Origin of the sequence: Erythrobacter litoralis HTCC2594 (genome assembly GCF_000013005.1) — a bacterium.
GTDB lineage: Bacteria > Pseudomonadota > Alphaproteobacteria > Sphingomonadales > Sphingomonadaceae > Parerythrobacter > Parerythrobacter litoralis_A.
Map to the genome: position 1 here is coordinate 1,335,788 of NC_007722.1, position 15,360 is coordinate 1,351,147.

General features: G+C 63.2%; 16 protein-coding genes and 1 tRNA gene. 9 read left to right on the forward strand and 8 right to left on the reverse strand.

The annotated features are described in order from the left end of the window. The gene (locus EL2594_RS06370) at positions 1–1,209 is read left to right on the forward strand and encodes an MFS transporter (RefSeq protein ID WP_011414214.1); all 1,209 of its coding nucleotides are present in this window, start codon (positions 1–3) and stop codon (positions 1,207–1,209) included. Here EL2594_RS06370 and EL2594_RS06375 read toward each other — a convergent pair. The 5 genes from EL2594_RS06375 to grxC all read right to left on the reverse strand — a co-directional run bounded on the left by EL2594_RS06375 (position 1,197) and on the right by grxC (position 3,722). Then, positions 1,197–1,931 (reverse strand): DUF1499 domain-containing protein, encoded by a 735-nt coding sequence (locus EL2594_RS06375; protein ID WP_011414215.1) that lies wholly within the window; start codon positions 1,929–1,931, stop codon positions 1,197–1,199. The two genes, EL2594_RS06370 and EL2594_RS06375, sit on opposite strands and share 13 nt — an antisense overlap. 97 nt (positions 1,932–2,028) lie before the next feature. Then, positions 2,029–2,105: transfer RNA gene (locus tag EL2594_RS06380), tRNA-Arg, on the reverse strand. A gap of 38 nt (positions 2,106–2,143) precedes the next feature. Continuing rightward, a complete protein-coding gene (locus EL2594_RS06385; protein ID WP_011414216.1) occupies positions 2,144–2,620 on the reverse strand; it encodes a DUF1178 family protein in 477 nt (158 codons plus the stop codon). Beyond that, on the reverse strand, positions 2,617–3,420 hold the full coding sequence (locus tag EL2594_RS06390; RefSeq protein ID WP_011414217.1) for a carbon-nitrogen hydrolase family protein: 804 nt from the start codon (positions 3,418–3,420) through the stop codon (positions 2,617–2,619). Before EL2594_RS06390 ends, EL2594_RS06385 begins: the two co-directional genes overlap by 4 nt. Positions 3,421–3,458: 38 nt before the next feature. Beyond that, the gene (gene grxC / locus EL2594_RS06395; protein WP_011414218.1) at positions 3,459–3,722 is read right to left on the reverse strand and encodes a glutaredoxin 3; all 264 of its coding nucleotides are present in this window, start codon (positions 3,720–3,722) and stop codon (positions 3,459–3,461) included. A gap of 162 nt (positions 3,723–3,884) precedes the next feature. Here grxC and EL2594_RS06400 point away from each other — a divergent pair, with 162 nt between their 5' ends. Further along, entirely contained in the window at positions 3,885–4,361 is a 477-nt protein-coding gene (locus EL2594_RS06400) for an Hsp20 family protein (protein WP_011414219.1), read from the forward strand. Positions 4,362–4,752: 391 nt separating this feature from the next. Here EL2594_RS06400 and EL2594_RS06405 read toward each other — a convergent pair whose 3' ends face one another. The 3 genes from EL2594_RS06405 to tpiA all read right to left on the reverse strand — a co-directional run bounded on the left by EL2594_RS06405 (position 4,753) and on the right by tpiA (position 7,693). Next, on the reverse strand, positions 4,753–6,387 hold the full coding sequence (locus EL2594_RS06405; RefSeq protein ID WP_011414220.1) for a CTP synthase: 1,635 nt from the start codon (positions 6,385–6,387) through the stop codon (positions 4,753–4,755). A 91-nt stretch (positions 6,388–6,478) separates the two neighbouring features. Beyond that, positions 6,479–6,847: a preprotein translocase subunit SecG gene (gene secG / locus EL2594_RS06410; protein ID WP_011414221.1), complete on the reverse strand. Its 369-nt coding sequence runs from the start codon at positions 6,845–6,847 to the stop codon at positions 6,479–6,481. 81 nt (positions 6,848–6,928) lie between these two features. Further along, the gene (gene tpiA / locus EL2594_RS06415; RefSeq protein WP_011414222.1) at positions 6,929–7,693 is read right to left on the reverse strand and encodes a triose-phosphate isomerase; all 765 of its coding nucleotides are present in this window, start codon (positions 7,691–7,693) and stop codon (positions 6,929–6,931) included. Between the two features lie 192 nt (positions 7,694–7,885). On the opposite strand from tpiA, the gene EL2594_RS06420 reads away from it, so the two are divergent. The 7 genes from EL2594_RS06420 to trpD all read left to right on the forward strand — a co-directional run bounded on the left by EL2594_RS06420 (position 7,886) and on the right by trpD (position 15,313). Then, positions 7,886–9,829, forward strand: a complete 1,944-nt coding sequence (locus EL2594_RS06420; protein ID WP_011414224.1) for a peptidylprolyl isomerase — start codon at positions 7,886–7,888, stop codon at positions 9,827–9,829. A gap of 79 nt (positions 9,830–9,908) precedes the next feature. Next, a complete protein-coding gene (trpE, locus tag EL2594_RS06425) occupies positions 9,909–11,354 on the forward strand; it encodes an anthranilate synthase component I (RefSeq protein ID WP_011414225.1) in 1,446 nt (481 codons plus the stop codon). After that, the gene (locus tag EL2594_RS06430; RefSeq protein ID WP_011414226.1) at positions 11,351–12,184 is read left to right on the forward strand and encodes a phosphodiester glycosidase family protein; all 834 of its coding nucleotides are present in this window, start codon (positions 11,351–11,353) and stop codon (positions 12,182–12,184) included. The genes trpE and EL2594_RS06430 overlap by 4 nt, the downstream gene beginning before the upstream one ends. Beyond that, positions 12,184–13,161, forward strand: coding sequence for a prolyl aminopeptidase (pip, locus tag EL2594_RS06435; RefSeq protein WP_011414227.1), 978 nt, complete (start codon positions 12,184–12,186; stop codon positions 13,159–13,161). The genes EL2594_RS06430 and pip overlap by 1 nt, the downstream gene beginning before the upstream one ends. Then, positions 13,158–13,709: a hypothetical protein gene (locus EL2594_RS15320; protein WP_155806002.1), complete on the forward strand. Its 552-nt coding sequence runs from the start codon at positions 13,158–13,160 to the stop codon at positions 13,707–13,709. The genes pip and EL2594_RS15320 overlap by 4 nt, the downstream gene beginning before the upstream one ends. 3 nt (positions 13,710–13,712) lie before the next feature. Beyond that, positions 13,713–14,324: an anthranilate synthase component II gene (locus EL2594_RS06445; RefSeq protein ID WP_011414229.1), complete on the forward strand. Its 612-nt coding sequence runs from the start codon at positions 13,713–13,715 to the stop codon at positions 14,322–14,324. After that, complete coding sequence (gene trpD / locus EL2594_RS06450; protein ID WP_011414230.1) at positions 14,321–15,313, forward strand: anthranilate phosphoribosyltransferase; 993 nt, start codon at positions 14,321–14,323, stop codon at positions 15,311–15,313. The genes EL2594_RS06445 and trpD overlap by 4 nt, the downstream gene beginning before the upstream one ends. Positions 15,314–15,360: the final 47 nt, after the last annotated feature.

Consider the following 15,360-nt stretch of genomic DNA (forward strand, 5'->3'; position numbering starts at 1 on the left):
GTGGCAGACGACGATAGCGACCCCGGCGCCCGCGCCGGTCTGAGCAGGGCCGACCAATGGTGGTTGGCCCTGCTTACGGGCGTGACGGTCGCCAACGCCTATTACATCCACCCGATCATCGCCGAGATCGGGCAGCATTTCGACGTCTCTCCCGCCCAGATCGGCCTCGTCCCGGCCTTCAACCAGATCGCTTTGGCTCTGGGCATTTTCCTGCTGCTCCCGCTCGGCGACCGGATCAGCAATCGCACCCTGTCGATAGTGCTCGCGGCCTGCCAGACTGGGACACTGGTGGTGATGGCGCTGGCGCAGGATTTCGTGCTTTTCGTCGCCGCTTCGACCTTGCTCGGCTTCGTCACCATCGTACCCTACCTGCTCCCGGCCTATGCCTCGAAGCGCGTGCCGCGCGAGGCATTGGGCAAAGTGACCGGCGTGCTGACGGCCGGGATCATCGTTGCCATCCTGGTCGCCCGCGTCGGCGCAGGACTGGTCGCCGAGTGGGCCGACTGGCGCTGGGTCTACTGGATCGCGGCAGCGCTCATGGCTTCGGTCACGTGTGCGATTCCCTTCATCATGGAAGGTCGCGCGCAGCAGTCTGACGCAACTCCGGAGCAAGGCTATTTTGCCTTGGTGGGCTCTACCCTGACCCTATTGGCGCAATACCCACGCGTGGCGCTTTCCGGGGCGATACAGGCGCTCAACTTCGGCATGTTCCTGATTATCTGGCTCGGCCTCGCCTTCCACCTGACGAGCCCCGAGATGGGATACGGCACCGACACCGTCGGCTACCTCGCTGCCATTGCCATCGTCAGCATCTATGCGACACCGCGGCTCAGCGGGTGGGCAGACAGTGTCGGCCCCTACCGCGCCCGCGTAATACTGGGGTGCGTCCAGGCTTTCGGCATCCTGCTTTATTGGCCGACCGGGTCGAGCCTGTGGCTGCTGCTGATCCCTCTGATCATCACCAACATCGTCGGCCCGACCATCGATGTAGCCGGGCGCATGACCTTCCTCAGCCTCGCGCCGGAAATCCGCACCCGGCTGATGACCGGCTATATCATCATGATGTTTGGCGGTGCGGGCATTGCCAGTTGGGCCGCCCCAGTGGCGTACGATCTGGCCGGCTGGAACGGCATCGCCGGGCTGTGCGCTGGCATGTCGCTGGTGCTCGTCCTGCTATCGTGGCTCGCCGAGCGAAATCAGCCTGTCTGAAGCGCAGCCAGGAATTCGCGAATGCGCTTGGCGTTCTCGCCAAGGTCGCTTTGACCGACCCGGCTGACGGATCGCATGTCGACCCGCGTTCGCCCGCCGTCCGCCGGCACCGCCCGAAGCACGACGATATCCTCGAACTTGATCCATGACGCATAGGCAACCGCTTCGAAGCGCCCTTTCTCAGGCGCAGTTGCGGCGATCGTCCAGCCGCGCTCTTCCGCGAGCTCCGCCGCCTTCGCGACAACCTCGGCCGGGCTCATCGCGACGAGAATACCATCGATGTCGGGATAGCCCTCGCGGTGCTGGGCCTTCCAGTCTTCGACGCCTTCCGTGCCGCGCAGATTGTCTTCCGGGACGATCAGCTCGGCAAATTCGGGCGGATTGTCGAGGTCGGTCGTGACGTCGTGGATAAAGGGATAGTCGGCCGCGGTACTGCGCAGCAGCGACAGCGCACCGAAGGCCGCAACCCCGATCACTAGCGCAGTCACTGCCTTGCCGGCAGCCGGCCAACCGGCGCGCCAGTTCATGACGAGCGCAATCAGCGCGAGCACGGCGATTCCGCCGCCCGCCATGGCCATGTAGACAAAGGACATGAAGCCGGGGAGCTTGCCGATCACATCGTACCGGGCGAGCGTTGTCCCGATCAGCGCAACCGCGACGGCGGCGATGGCCAGCCAGAAAGCGAGGCCGCTGATGCGGCGGGTCCATGGGCTGTCGGTCATGTAATCGTCTCCCAAATTTCAATAGCGTCCCCAAACGGATTGTCCGCCGCTGTGCTCTGGACGTCTTCGCGCTGCGCGCTTCGACACCGAACCTCGGTGGTGCGCCCGACAGGATTCGAACCTGTGGCCCCCAGATTAGGAATCTGGTGCTCTATCCGACTGAGCTACGGGCGCCCCTCTCGCGCCTTAAGGGCAAGCCCAGCGGCAATCAATCAATTGAGTTCGTCGGGATCGGCCACCGGCACGAGCAGCGGCGCGACGGCAATGCCTTCGTCGACCAGGTCTTGCGCTTCTTCCGGCGTGGCCTTGCCGTGGATCAACTCTTCGTCCTTCTCGCCATAATGCATGTCCCGCGCCTGCTGGGCGAAGTCCTTGCCGACCCACTTGCTCTCCTTGATGGCCTCGGACTGCGCTTTGGCCAGCGCTTTCATCGCTTCCATGACCTTAGGCGGAATCGCGCTCTCGCCGCCGCTGACGATCTCTTGCGCGGGCGCGTTCGACAGCGCTTCGCTGCGCGCACTGGATTTCGCCGGCACGGATGGAGCCATGGGCGCCTTGTCGACCTGCTCGCAACCGCATTCGGGGCATTGCAGCCAGCCCTTCTCGCGCTGCTCGGCAAAGTCCGCGCTGGAGCGGAACCAGACCTCGAACCGATGGCTGCTCGAGCAGGAAAGGTCGTAGACGATCATTGCGCGGTGGATTGAGGGATCGGGCGGCGGTTGGCAAGGCTGGGGACCTGTCGCCGCACTTCCTCGATGCGCGCCAAATCGATATCGGCGAAGCCCAGGCCCGGTTTGTCTCCGCTCATGTCGAGCAGGACCTCGCCCCACGGATCGACTACCAGGCTGTGACCATAAGTTTTTCGACCGTCTTCGTGCTCGCCGACCTGCGCCGCTGCGACAACGAAGGCGCTCGCTTCGATGGCGCGGGCGCGGACCAGCGTGTGCCAATGCGCCGCGCCGGTCGGTCGCGTGAAAGCCGCAGGGATCGCGATGCAATCGGCCCGCGCATTGCCCAGCTCTTCAAATAGCGCCGGAAAGCGCAGGTCATAGCAAATCGTCAGGCCAAGCCGTCCCACGGGCGTGTCGTCGACCAATACGACTTCCTCACCCGGACGGTAGGCGTTCGATTCACGCCAACTCTCGCCATCGGCAAGATCGACATCGAACATGTGGATCTTGTCGTAATGCACTGGGCTCTCGCCCCTCGGGTAGAACAACCATTGTCGATTGGCGTAACGATCGTCTTCGACCCTGACCGGTGCGCCCACAGTCAGCCACAGCCCTGCCTCACGGGCTATGGCTTGCAGCCGCTCAGGGTATGGGGATTGGGCCTGCGGAGCGATATGCTGCGCCGCGCGCTTGCGATCGCGATCGAGCAACAGGCTCATCTCAGGCGTGAACAGCATTTCCGCCCCGCCCGCACTCGCTTCCCGCGCCGCCTGCTCAATCGCGGCGAAATTGGCCTCAGGATCGATCCCCGAGGTCATTTGCAGGACGGCTATCCTAGGCATCGACCTGACTGCCCTCAGCCTGCCAGCAGCGGATCGAGTTTGCCTTCACGCTCCAACGCGTGAAGCTCGTCGGAACCGCCGACATGCGTATCGCCGATGAAGATTTGCGGCACCGTCATCGCACCGGGCGCGCGCTCGCGCATTTCGTCCCGTTTCGGGCCGCCCATGGTGATGTCGAATTCCTCGTAGTCGACGCCTTTTTCGTCGAGCAGGCGCTTGGCGCGGACGCAGTAACCGCAACCGAATTTAGTGTAGATGTCGACCTTGGGTTCAGACATTGAAAATCCTTGTTTTTCCGACGCTTGGCAGGGCTTGAAAGCCATTTTATCCGACTTATATTCAGGTTTGGCGCGATGCCATATCGGATCGTGTCATTTGACCAACGGAATGCCGCGGATGCGGGTTCCTTGCAATTGAATTGCTCATTGGAGGATTTGAATATGTCACGTCTTGATTTCACCCCCTATCGTCGCAGCACCGTCGGTTTCGACCGCCTGTTCGACATGCTGGAAAGCAATGTTCGCCAGGGCGGCAGCGACAATTACCCGCCCTTCAACATCGAAAAGCGTGGCGATGACGAATATCGCATCACGCTCGCGATCGCAGGCTTCCGTCCGGAAGATCTCGATATTACCGCGCAGCAGAACCTGCTGACGGTGACCGGCAAGAAACGCGAGGAAGCCGCAGACGGCGAGATGCTTCACGTCGGCATCGCCAACCGCGGGTTCGAACGTCGCTTCGAACTGGCCGACTACGTACGCGTCGCCAATGCCGACCTGCGGGACGGCCTGCTGGTGATCGATCTCGTGCGCGAAGTGCCCGAGGCGATGAAGCCGAAGAAGATCCTGATCGGCGACCAGAAGACCCTCAACGTGGTCGATGGCGACAAGAAGGACGACGAAGCTAACGCTGCCTAACCGGCAGAAACGGTGAAATGATCGGGGCCTGCCCTTCGCTGGGCGGGCCCCTTTTCGTTTCGCGCAACGGAAACATCGGTCTGAATAATATGGGGCGGACCCGCTTGAAGATCCGCCCCGCGACCTGTGGCCGCCTCGTCCGATCCTAACCGTCCGGGTCGCAGAAGACGATCAAAACCGGGACAAGCCCTGTTTACCTTGGAAACCCCGTTGCTCCGGATATGCCCCTCGGATGCTGTCCACACCCTTACGATCTACATGCGGTGTTATGCGCAAAAGATAAAGGGGTGATCGGTAAAAATGGTAACCATTGGCCTACTTTAGTAGGTCCGCCATACCGAAACTTGCAGAAACGCGACAGATTCGCGGGTAAAGCGACTAGGTTAATTGCCTAGACCAGACGGGACTGGTGCAGCGCGGCCTTGATGAAGCCGGAAAACAGCGGGTGCGGGTCGAATGGCTTGGATTTGAGCTCCGGATGGAACTGCACGCCGACGAACCAGGGGTGATCGGGCCGTTCGACGATTTCGGGCAGAAGGCCGTCGGGCGACATGCCTGAAAAGATCAACCCCTGCCCTTCCAGCGCATCGCGATAGGCCGCATTGACCTCGTAGCGATGGCGGTGCCGCTCGGAAATCTCGGTGGCGCCGCCGTAGATCGCGCTCACGTGGCTGTTGCCGTCGAGCTTGGCTTCGTACGCTCCCAGCCGCATCGTGCCACCGAGATCGCCCCCTGCTTCACGCTTTTCGAGGCCCTCCTCGGTCATCCATTCGGTGATGATGCCGACGACCGGCTCCTCGGTTTCGCCGAATTCGGTCGAGGACGCTAGCGCGTGCCCCGCCTCGCGCGCGCCTTCGATGCAGGCCATCTGCATGCCGAGACAAATGCCGAAGAAGGGCACTTTGCGTTCGCGCGCGAAGCGCACGCTGGCGATCTTGCCTTCACTGCCCCGTTCGCCGAAGCCGCCGGGTACGAGGATCCCGTGCAGGGGCTCGAGCTTGGCGGCGATCGCCGCATCGTCCTCTTCGAAGACCTCGGCATCGATCCAGCGGATATTGACCTTCACGCGGTTGGCGAGCCCGCCGTGGACCAGTGCCTCGTTCAGCGACTTGTACGCATCCTGGAGGCCGACATATTTGCCGACCACGCCGATCGTCACTTCGCCTTCGGGATTGAAATAACGGTCGGTAACATCGTCCCATGCCGACAGGTCGGGCGCAGGCGCATCCACGATTCCGAAGCCGCGCAAAACCTCGGCATCGAGGCCTTCCTCGTGATATTGCAGCGGCACCGAATAGATCGACGGTGCGTCAAGCGCGGGGATCACGGCTTCTTTGCGTACGTTGCAGAAATTGGCGATCTTCTGCCGCTCGCCATCGGGCAGCGGATGTTCGGCGCGGCAGAGCAGCACATCGGGCTTGATCCCGAGGCTCGCGAGTTCGCGTACCGAATGCTGGGTCGGCTTGGTCTTCAACTCACCCGCAGCCGCAATGTAGGGTACCAGCGTCACGTGGACGCTGAGCGTCTGCATCGGCTCCAGCTCGTTCCTGAGCTGGCGGATCGCCTCCATGAAAGGCAGGGACTCGATGTCGCCCACGGTCCCGCCGATCTCGCAAAGGATGAAATCGAGATCGTCCTGGTCGGCGAGCGCGAAATTCTTGATCGCGTCGGTAACGTGCGGGATCACCTGCACCGTGGCGCCGAGGTAGTCACCGCGGCGTTCCTTGGCGATGATGTCCTGATAGACCCGGCCCGAGGTGATGTTGTCGCTCTGGCGCGCAGAAACGCCGGTGAAGCGCTCGTAGTGCCCTAAGTCGAGATCCGTCTCGGCCCCGTCGTCGGTCACATAGACCTCGCCGTGCTGGTACGGGCTCATCGTGCCCGGATCGACGTTCAGATAGGGGTCGAACTTACGGATGCGGACCTTGTAGCCGCGCGCCTGCAGCAGCGCGCCGAGCGATGCCGCCATGAGACCTTTTCCGAGCGAGGAGACCACGCCGCCGGTGATGAAAATATACCGCGCCATGGGAGTTGGGCCTTAGTCGTGAAACTGGATTCGGCGCAAGCGGATTGGGCAGGCAAACGCCCGCAATCCACATGTCTGCGCTATTTGGAGCTTATTCGGTCGCCGGCGAGAGCGGATCGTCGCTTGGCGTCGAGGGGGCATCGTCACCCGGCACCGCAGGCGCTGCGAGCGGGTCCGACTCGGTGCTGGTAACATTACGGTCAAGAGTCGATTCGATGGCATCGCCACCGGTCGTTTCGACCGCGACCGCCGCAAGGGCGATCGACAGACCGACGAAGGCGACCGCCAGCCACTTGGTCGTACGCGTAAGGAAATCGGCCGCGCCGCGCGCGCTCATCATCCCGCTCGGACTGCCGCCGATGCCGAGGCCGCCCCCTTCGCTGCGCTGCATCAGCACGACGCCGACGAGGGCCGCAGCAACGATGGCCTGCACGACGGTAAGGAAAAGAAAGAGCGACATGATGTTTGCCCGATAATGATCAATTACCCGCGCATTTAGGGGCGCGGCGGCCCTGGCACAAGATGCGCGGCGCTGCGTGCCCTACTGCTCTTCGGCGTCTCCGGCCGCGAGCGCGATATTCATGAAGCTGTCCGCCGTCAGGCTCGCCCCGCCCACCAGCGCGCCGCCGACATTGGCCACGCCGAGGATTTCGCGCGCGTTTTCAGGCTTTACCGAACCGCCATAGAGGATGCGAATCTGTCCGCCGTCTTCTTCGCCGAATCGCTCGACGAGAAACGCGCGGATCGCCCCGTGCATGGCAGCAATATCGTCCAGCGTCGGCGTACGCCCGGTGCCGATCGCCCAGATCGGTTCGTAGGCAATGGTCAAACGCTCGACGACATCTTCCATCGCATCCGGCAGCGACAGCTTGAGCTGGGTGAGGACGAACTCCTCGGCCTTGCCCTCGTCGCGCTTTTCCTCGGGTTCGCCGCAGCACAGGATGACCTTGAGCCCGGCTTCCAGCGCCGCCTCGGCCTTGCTCCGGACCAGTTCGTTGGATTCGCCGTGGTCCTGGCGGCGTTCGCTATGGCCCAGGATCACGAATTTCGCGCCGGCATCGGCGGCCATGGTCGCGGAAATGTCGCCTGTATGCGCGCCGTCGGGATCGGCATGGCAATCCTGTGCACCGACAGCGATCTGCTCGGCTTCGCGATGGACGGCGTGGATGAGCGTGAACGGCGGCGCCACGGCGACCTCGACCTTCATGTAGCGCTGCGCCGCACGGTCGATCGCACGAGCTTCAGAGAGCATCGCGCGGGTTCCGTTCATTTTCCAATTGCCGACGATATAGGGTCGGAGAGACATGCAAGAATCCTGATAGTCAGTTCGCGCAAGGGGTTAGCGCGTGGGGGCCGGGTCCGCTAGCCGAGCAATTCGATCCAGTCAAAACCCTTTGCCACCTGTTGCGGGAGGGTCGCAGCCTCTCTAAAGCGGGCGGCATTATCGGTGTGGCCCCCGCCGCGCCGGCTTTCGACCACATTTGGACCTGTCTTTTCCATGATCAATTCGTTCCGCAGATTTTTTCAGTCGAAGATCGGCATCGGCATCTTCGTCGGATTCCTCGCGCTCATCGCGATTGCCTTTGCCGGGGCGGACGTCTCCAGCACCGGCACGTTCGGCGGCGTATCGGGCGGCGACCGGGTCGCTGTGGTGGGCGAGCAGAAAGTCGGGACTGCCGAGCTGAGCCGGGCGGCATCGAATGCCCTGGACCAGTTGAGGCAGAACGATCCGACGCTGTCGATGCCGGCTTTCATCGACCAGGGCGGGCTCGAAAGGGTCGTCGAAACCCTGCTAGACCGGATCGCGATCGCGGAATTCGGCCGGAAATACGGCATGCGCGCGGGCGACAATCTGGTGAATAGCGAAATTCGCAGGATCCCGGTATTCCGCGGTGCCGACGGCAATTTCGACGAGGAAACCTATCGTGCCGCCATCGCGCGCCAGGGCCTGACCGATGCCGTCGTGCGCGACGATCTCGGCGACGGCCTGATCGCCCAGCAGGTCCTGGTGCCGGGGAGTTTCGGTGCGACGATCCCCGACAAGCTGGCGAGCAGGTATGCTGCGCTGTTCAAGGAACGTCGCCGCGGTGCCATCGCGCTAATCCCGAGCACCTCGTTCGCGCCTGACGGCGAGCCGACCGATGCGCAGGTTCAAGCCTATTACAATGCCAACAAGGGCGATTACATCCGGCCCGAGCGCCGCGTTATTCGCTATGCGACGTTCGGCGAATCGGCCGTCGCCGATGTCGGCACGCCGACCGCTGCGGAGATCGCCAATCGCTACGAACAGGATGCCTCGCGCTATGCCGCGAGCGAAGAACGTACGCTCACGCAGTTGATCGTGCCCACCCAGCAGGCGGCACAGACGTTCCGCGATCGCGTTGCCGGTGGTGCCTCGCTCGAAACGGTGGCGCGCGAAGCCGGGCTGGAAGCGCAGCAGATCGGCCCCATCGACCGCAGCGAGTACGGCGCGCAGGCTTCCGCTCAGGTTGCGCAGGCGGTGTTCGGTACCGCGCGCGGCCAGGTCGCCCCCGTCGCGCGCAGCGGCCTCGGCTGGCACGTGGTGCGGGTCGACGATGTCAATCGCATCGAAGGACGGTCGCTGGCGCAGGCGCGCGAAGAGATCGTGTCGACTCTCACGCAAGAACGGCGCCGCCGCGCCTTCAACGAATTGGCCGAAAGTATCGAAGACCGCTTCGCCGATGGCGAATCGCTCGCCGATGTCGCAGCGGAAGTCGGGGCCGAAGTGCAAACGACGCGTCCGCTCACCGGCGCCGGCATCGTCTATGGCACGCAGAACGAGCAGGCCCCGGAAATCCTGCGCCGCGCCCTCGCGACGGCGTTCCAGATGGAAGAAGGCGAACCGCAACTGACCGAGGCGGTACCGGGAGAAACCTTCATGCTGTTCGAAGCCAGCGACATTACGCCATCGGCCCCGGCTCCGCTCGCGGAGATTCGCGATACGGTGGTGGCCGACTGGAAGCGTGCCGAAGGGGCAAAGCGAGCGCGCGCGGCTGCCGACCGGGTGCTGAAACGTCTTGGCGATGGCCAGTCGCTGGCGGCCGCCGTCCGCGCGGAGGACGCCAGCATTCCCCCAATCGACCAGGTCAATTTGACTCGCGAACAGCTTGTCCAGCGCGGCGAGCGAGGGGTGCCGGCACCGCTCGCCCTGCTATTCAGCATGGCCCAGGGCACCGAAAAGAAACTGGAGGCACCGCGCAATATCGGGTGGTTTATCGTCGATCTGGATTCGATCGAGGCCGGTGTCGTCGGCCGGGACGACCCGCTGTTCCGCCAGGCAAAATCGCAATTCGGGCAGACTTTCGGCCAGGAATATGGCGAGCAGTTGCGGCTTGCGATCCGCAACGACGTCACCATCGAGCGCAACGAAGCTGCCATCGAAGCAGTCCGCCGTCAGCTCACCGGCGAAGCCCAGCAATAGGAGGCGGCAACTGTCTGGCGCGGGCCTCCATAATCGCGATGCCGCGCTGGGGCAGCTCGCTGGCGGTGCGCCCGCGCTGGTGTGGCGCGAAGTGGTTGCCGATACCGAAACGCCGGTTGGTGCCGCCTTGAAGCTGATCGAACCCGAGCGGGGGGATTTCCTGCTGGAATCGGTCGAGGGCGGCGAAGTACGCGGACGCTACAGCTTGCTCGGGCTCGACCCGGACCTCGTGTTCCGCGCCCGCGCCGAGGAGGGCGAAATCAACCGCCTGTGGCAACATGATCGGGCTGCCTTTATCCCCGTCGATGGGAGGAGCCTCGACGCCCTGCGAGCGCTGATCGAAGAGTGTCGCATCGACGTGCCGGACGGTCTTCCCCCCGCCCTCGCCTGCCTCGTCGGCTATTTCGCCTATGAAACGATCGGCCAGGTCGAGGTCCTGCCCCGCGCGCCGGAGAGCGAACTCGATTTGCCGGACATGGTGTTCACCCGGCCGACGCTGCTGCTCGTGTTCGATTCTCTCACCGACAATCTCTTCATCATCGCGCCGTTGTGGCCATCGAGTGGTGATCCGCAAGCGGCGATCGAGCGCGCGGGCGAGAGAATCGACCACACACTGCGCTGTCTCGCGTCCCCCGATGTCAGCGAAGTGGCCGCGGACGATTTTCCCGAACTGAATCTGACTCCGCGAATGGCCGAGGACCAGTATTCCTCGATGGTGGCGAAGGCGAAAGAGTATATCACCGCAGGCGACATCTTTCAGGTCGTGCTGGCGCAGCGGTTCACCTGTCCCTTTCCGCTACCACCGCTGGCGCTCTATCGTGCGCTGCGCCGCGTCAATCCCTCGCCGTTTCTCTATTTTCTCGACCTGCCCGGTTTTGCGGTCGTTGGCTCGAGCCCGGAAATTCTCGTGCGTCTGCGCGATGGCGAGGTCACGATCCGGCCCATCGCCGGGACCCGCCCGCGCGGCGCGACGCCGGAAGCCGATCGCGAGGCGGAGGCGAGCCTGCTTGCCGATGCCAAGGAGCGTGCCGAGCACCTGATGCTGCTCGATCTGGGGCGCAATGATGTCGGGCGGGTCGCCGCCAAGGGCACAGTCGAAGTGACCGACAGTTTCACCGTCGAGCGCTACAGCCATGTGATGCACATCGTCAGCAATGTTGTCGGACAACTCGATCCGGCCAAGGACGCGCTCGATGCGCTGTTTGCGGGCTTTCCCGCAGGCACCGTCAGCGGCGCGCCCAAGATCCGTGCCTGCGAGATCATTGCCGAACTGGAGCCCGAAACGCGCGGTCCCTATGCGGGCGGCGTGGGCTATTTCGCGCCCGACGGCAGCTTCGACAGCTGCATCGTGCTGCGCACTGCAGTCCTCAAAGACGGTATGATGCATGTGCAGGCGGGCGCTGGTATCGTCGCCGACAGCGATCCCGCCTATGAACAGCGTGAATGCGAGGCCAAGGCGGGCGCCCTGATCGCTGCCGCCCGCGAAGCCGCCCGTGTCGCCAGCGAACCCGGATTTGGACAGTGAATTACAGAATACCCTATGTCGCCCTCGCCCTGGCCCTCGCCGCCTGCGGACAGCAAGTCGAAGGCGATCCGGTAACCGTGATCGAATTTGGCGAGGATGGCGAGACGATCACCCGCGTCGAAGGCGATGATACGGAGGAAGTGGTCGCCGGGCCGACCTCCAATGTCGCGGCGGAAAGCGCGTGCGAACGGCTGACATTCCAGGAAGTGGTGCTGACCCATTGCGTCGCCGTGCCCGCCAAGCACCGCATCACAACCGTCCTCGGTCCGCCGCATCGCAGCTTCGCCAAGCTCGCGGAAGGGCGCAGCAGCGCGCCAGTCTTCGCGGTCAATGCCGGCATGTTCGACGGCGACGGCAAGCCGATCGGCTATTACGTCGAAGACAGCGAGCGATTGCAGGCGCTCAACACGAATGACGGCGCGGGCAATTTCCACCTGAAGCCGAACGGCGTGTTCTACGGCTCCAACGGCGAATGGCGCGTGCGCACGACCGAAAGCTTCCTCGCCAATGTCTCCGACCGCCCGCAATTCGGTACTCAGAGTGGCCCGATGCTGCTGATCGACGGTAAGCTGCACCCGGAAATCTCCGAAGACGGCCCCTCGCGCCAAATTCGCAACGGCGTCGGCGTCGACCGCCAGGGCCGCGCGCATTTCGTCATCAGCGAAGGTCCGATCAGCTTCGGCAAGTTCGCCCGCTTCTTCCGCGACGTGGCGAATACCCCGAACGCGCTCTATCTCGACGGCAATGTCTCAGGCCTATGGGACCCGGCGAACGACCGCATGGATGCCCGCGCGCCGATCGGCCCGATGATCGTGGTGGAGACCAGGTAATGGCGAACAGCAATATGCTCGATTACAAACGCACGCTCTATCCCGAGATCGAGCCTTACGAGACCGGCATGCTCGATGTCGGCGAAGGCCATCAGCTCTATTACGAGCGCGTCGGCACACCGGGCGCCAAGCCGGCGGTGTTCCTGCATGGCGGGCCGGGCGGCGGTATGGCACCCTCGCATCGCCGCCAGTGGGACCCCGAGCTCTACGACGTGCTGCTGTTCGACCAGCGCGGTTGCGGCAAGTCGCTACCCTTTGCGGAAATCGAGCACAACGACACCTGGCGCATCGTCGCCGATATCGAGCGCCTGCGCGAAATGTGCGGCCACGAGGCGTGGCAGGTCTTCGGCGGAAGCTGGGGCGCGACGCTGGCGCTGGCCTACGCCCAGAAACATCCCGAACGCACCACCGAGATCGTGCTGCGCGGGGTTTTCCTCGCCCGGCAGAACGAGAAGAGCTGGCTTTACCAGTACGGGGCGAGCGAGATCATGGCCGAGCAGTGGGACGAATTCTCTGGCCATATTCCCGAGGCCGAACGCGACGACCTGGTCCAGGCTTATTATGCGCGCCTGACGAGCGACGACGAGCCAACGCGGCTGGCAGCGGCCAAGCAATGGTCCTTGTGGGAAGGAACCGTCGCAACCTTGCTGCCCAATGCGGACTTGCTGGCGGATTTCGAGGATCCGGCGAAAGCCGTGCCCTTCGCCCGCATCTGCGCGCGTTTCTTCCTCGAGAACTTCTATCTCGAGGAAGGGCAATTGCTGCGCGACATGCAGAGCATCGGGCATATCCCGACCATCATCGTGCAGGGCCGCCACGACATCTGCACCCCGCCGGGTGCGGCATGGGCGGTCAAGAAAGCGCATCCGGCAGCCGAGCTGTGGATGGTGCACGACGCAGGCCACAGCGCAAGCGAACCGGGGATCGTGGACGGTCTGGTGCGCGCAACGGATCAATTTGCCGATAAGTCAAAGTGAAGAAAGCACGCCACAAAATCTCGCCGGAGAACTTTCCACCATATGCTTTTGCATTCTATGGGGTTGCGATTGACGAGGCAGCACGCTTGGCTGTTCGTTCTTTCATGGACTACTCTGACGCAATTGAAGACGGCGCATCGCCTTCAGAAGCTGCTGGATTGCTACACGATGCCATCAATCATTGCGCAGCGGTTTCGAGGTTTTTCTGGCCCTCACCAAAGGCTGGTGCAGTTGCGAGATACCGAGGGGAAAAGCTTCGTGAACTCTACAAAATTGACGATGCGTCGCCTCTAAATGATCGCAATTTGCGCAATTCTCTAGAACACCATGACGAGAGAATTGACCGATGGATCGCATTTGACCCCGTGGGACCGATAATACCCGGGCCAATCTTTGCATCGCATACTATCACAGATGAACAATTGGGACATGCATTCAAGGTGATAGACCGCGATGAGGAGGTCTATGTTGTGATGGGAAAGAAGTTCAAATATGCGCCCCTTTCACACGCCATTGCAGAGATCTGTCTTAGAGAGGACTGTATCTAGTCCATGATCCTCGTCATCGACAATTACGACAGTTTCACTTTCAATCTCGTCCATTACCTGATGGAACTGGGGGCAGAGGTGCGGGTCGAGCGCAATGACGCGCTGACAGCTGCGGACGCGATCGCCAGCGGCGCGAAGGGCATTCTCATCTCTCCCGGTCCCTGCACGCCCGATGAAGCGGGGATCAGCCTCGATCTCGTGGGCGCCTGCGCGGATGCCGATATGCCGCTCCTCGGGGTGTGCCTCGGGCATCAGGCAATCGGCCAGTATTTTGGCGGGCGCGTCGTGCAGGGCGGCTTGATGCATGGTAAGACCTCACCCGTCACGCACGACGACAGCGGCGTTTTCGCTGGCTTGCCCTCGCCCTTCACCGCTACCCGCTATCATTCGTTGGTGGTGCAAGACATTCCCGAGGTTCTCACCGTCAATGCAACCAGCGAAACACCCGGCCTCGACGGCACCATGGTGATGGGTTTCCGGCACCGGGACCTGCCCATCCACGGCGTGCAGTTCCACCCGGAAAGCATCGCCACCGAGCACGGCCATGACCTGCTTGCCAACTTCCTGTCGCTGTGCGGCATTTCCCCTGCCCGCACAGAAAAGGCACCCGCATGAAAACCCTCCCCCTCGCCGTCCCGCATATGAGCCAGGACGAGGCCGAAGAGGTGTTCGGCTGGATCCTCGACGGCGAAGCCTCGGAAGAGGAAATCGCGCGCTTCCTGCTCGCCATGACCGAGCGGAGCGAGACGGCGGACGAAATCGCCGGGGCGGCGCGCGCCTTGCGGGATCGGCTCATCCCCGTCGAAGCGCCCGAAGGTGCCGTCGATTGCTGCGGCACCGGCGGCGACGGGCATCACACGCTCAATGTCTCGACTGCCGTGAGCCTGGTGGTAGCCGCGGCAGGCGTGCCGGTCGCCAAGCACGGCAACCGCGCGGCGTCGTCGAAATCCGGCGCTGCCGACACGCTCGAAGCGCTCGGCCTCGACATGGAGGCCGTTGGTCGCACGGCGGAGAAGACACTCGCCGAGATCGGCATCTGTTTTCTGTTCGCCAAGAACCACCACCCGGCGATGGGCCGTATCCAGCCCATTCGCCAGCGCCTCGGCAAACGCACGATCTTCAACCTGATGGGCCCGCTGTCCAACCCCGCGGGGGTAAAGCGCCAGCTGATCGGAATCGCGCGGCCCGGCTACGTCCCGATCTATGCCGAAGCCAAGGCCAAGCTGGGCACGGAGCGGACATACATCGTTTCCGGCGACGAAGGGCTGGATGAGCTCAGCCTTGCCGGCGGCAACGAGCTGGCCGACGTCTGCGGAAACGAGTTCGAGATGCGCCGCGTCTATGCCGAGATGATCGGCCTGCCGCATGCGCCGGTGGAGGCCATTCGAGGCGGCGATGCAGCCCACAATGCCATGGCGCTGAAGGCCCTGCTCGAAGGCACCCCCGGCCCCTATCGGGATGCCGTCGTCTTCAACGCGGCTGCGACGCTGATGGCAGCAGGTGCGGTCGAAGATTGGGAGGTCGGCGCGGCGATGGCAGTGGAATCGCTCGATAGCGGCAAGGCCAACGAATTGCTGGGCAAATGGATCGAGATGGCGGTCTAGTGTAAAGCCCCCCTTCCGTTCGCCCTGAGCCTGTCGGAAGCGAAGCT

Coding starts and splice junctions, on each gene's coding strand:
- EL2594_RS06385 (WP_011414216.1), bottom strand. CDS start 2,620: ATGATCGTCTACGACCTTTCCTGCTCGAGCAGCCATCGGTTCGAGGTC.
- EL2594_RS06375 (WP_011414215.1), bottom strand. CDS start 1,931: ATGACCGACAGCCCATGGACCCGCCGCATCAGCGGCCTCGCTTTCTGG.
- tpiA (WP_011414222.1), bottom strand. CDS start 7,693: ATGTCTCTCCGACCCTATATCGTCGGCAATTGGAAAATGAACGGAACC.
- pip (WP_011414227.1), top strand. CDS start 12,184: ATGGCGAACAGCAATATGCTCGATTACAAACGCACGCTCTATCCCGAG.
- EL2594_RS06445 (WP_011414229.1), top strand. CDS start 13,713: ATGATCCTCGTCATCGACAATTACGACAGTTTCACTTTCAATCTCGTC.
- trpD (WP_011414230.1), top strand. CDS start 14,321: ATGAAAACCCTCCCCCTCGCCGTCCCGCATATGAGCCAGGACGAGGCC.
- grxC (WP_011414218.1), bottom strand. CDS start 3,722: ATGTCTGAACCCAAGGTCGACATCTACACTAAATTCGGTTGCGGTTAC.
- secG (WP_011414221.1), bottom strand. CDS start 6,847: ATGTCGCTCTTTCTTTTCCTTACCGTCGTGCAGGCCATCGTTGCTGCG.
- EL2594_RS06405 (WP_011414220.1), bottom strand. CDS start 6,387: ATGGCGCGGTATATTTTCATCACCGGCGGCGTGGTCTCCTCGCTCGGA.
- EL2594_RS06390 (WP_011414217.1), bottom strand. CDS start 3,420: ATGACCTCGGGGATCGATCCTGAGGCCAATTTCGCCGCGATTGAGCAG.
- EL2594_RS06420 (WP_011414224.1), top strand. CDS start 7,886: ATGATCAATTCGTTCCGCAGATTTTTTCAGTCGAAGATCGGCATCGGC.
- EL2594_RS06400 (WP_011414219.1), top strand. CDS start 3,885: ATGTCACGTCTTGATTTCACCCCCTATCGTCGCAGCACCGTCGGTTTC.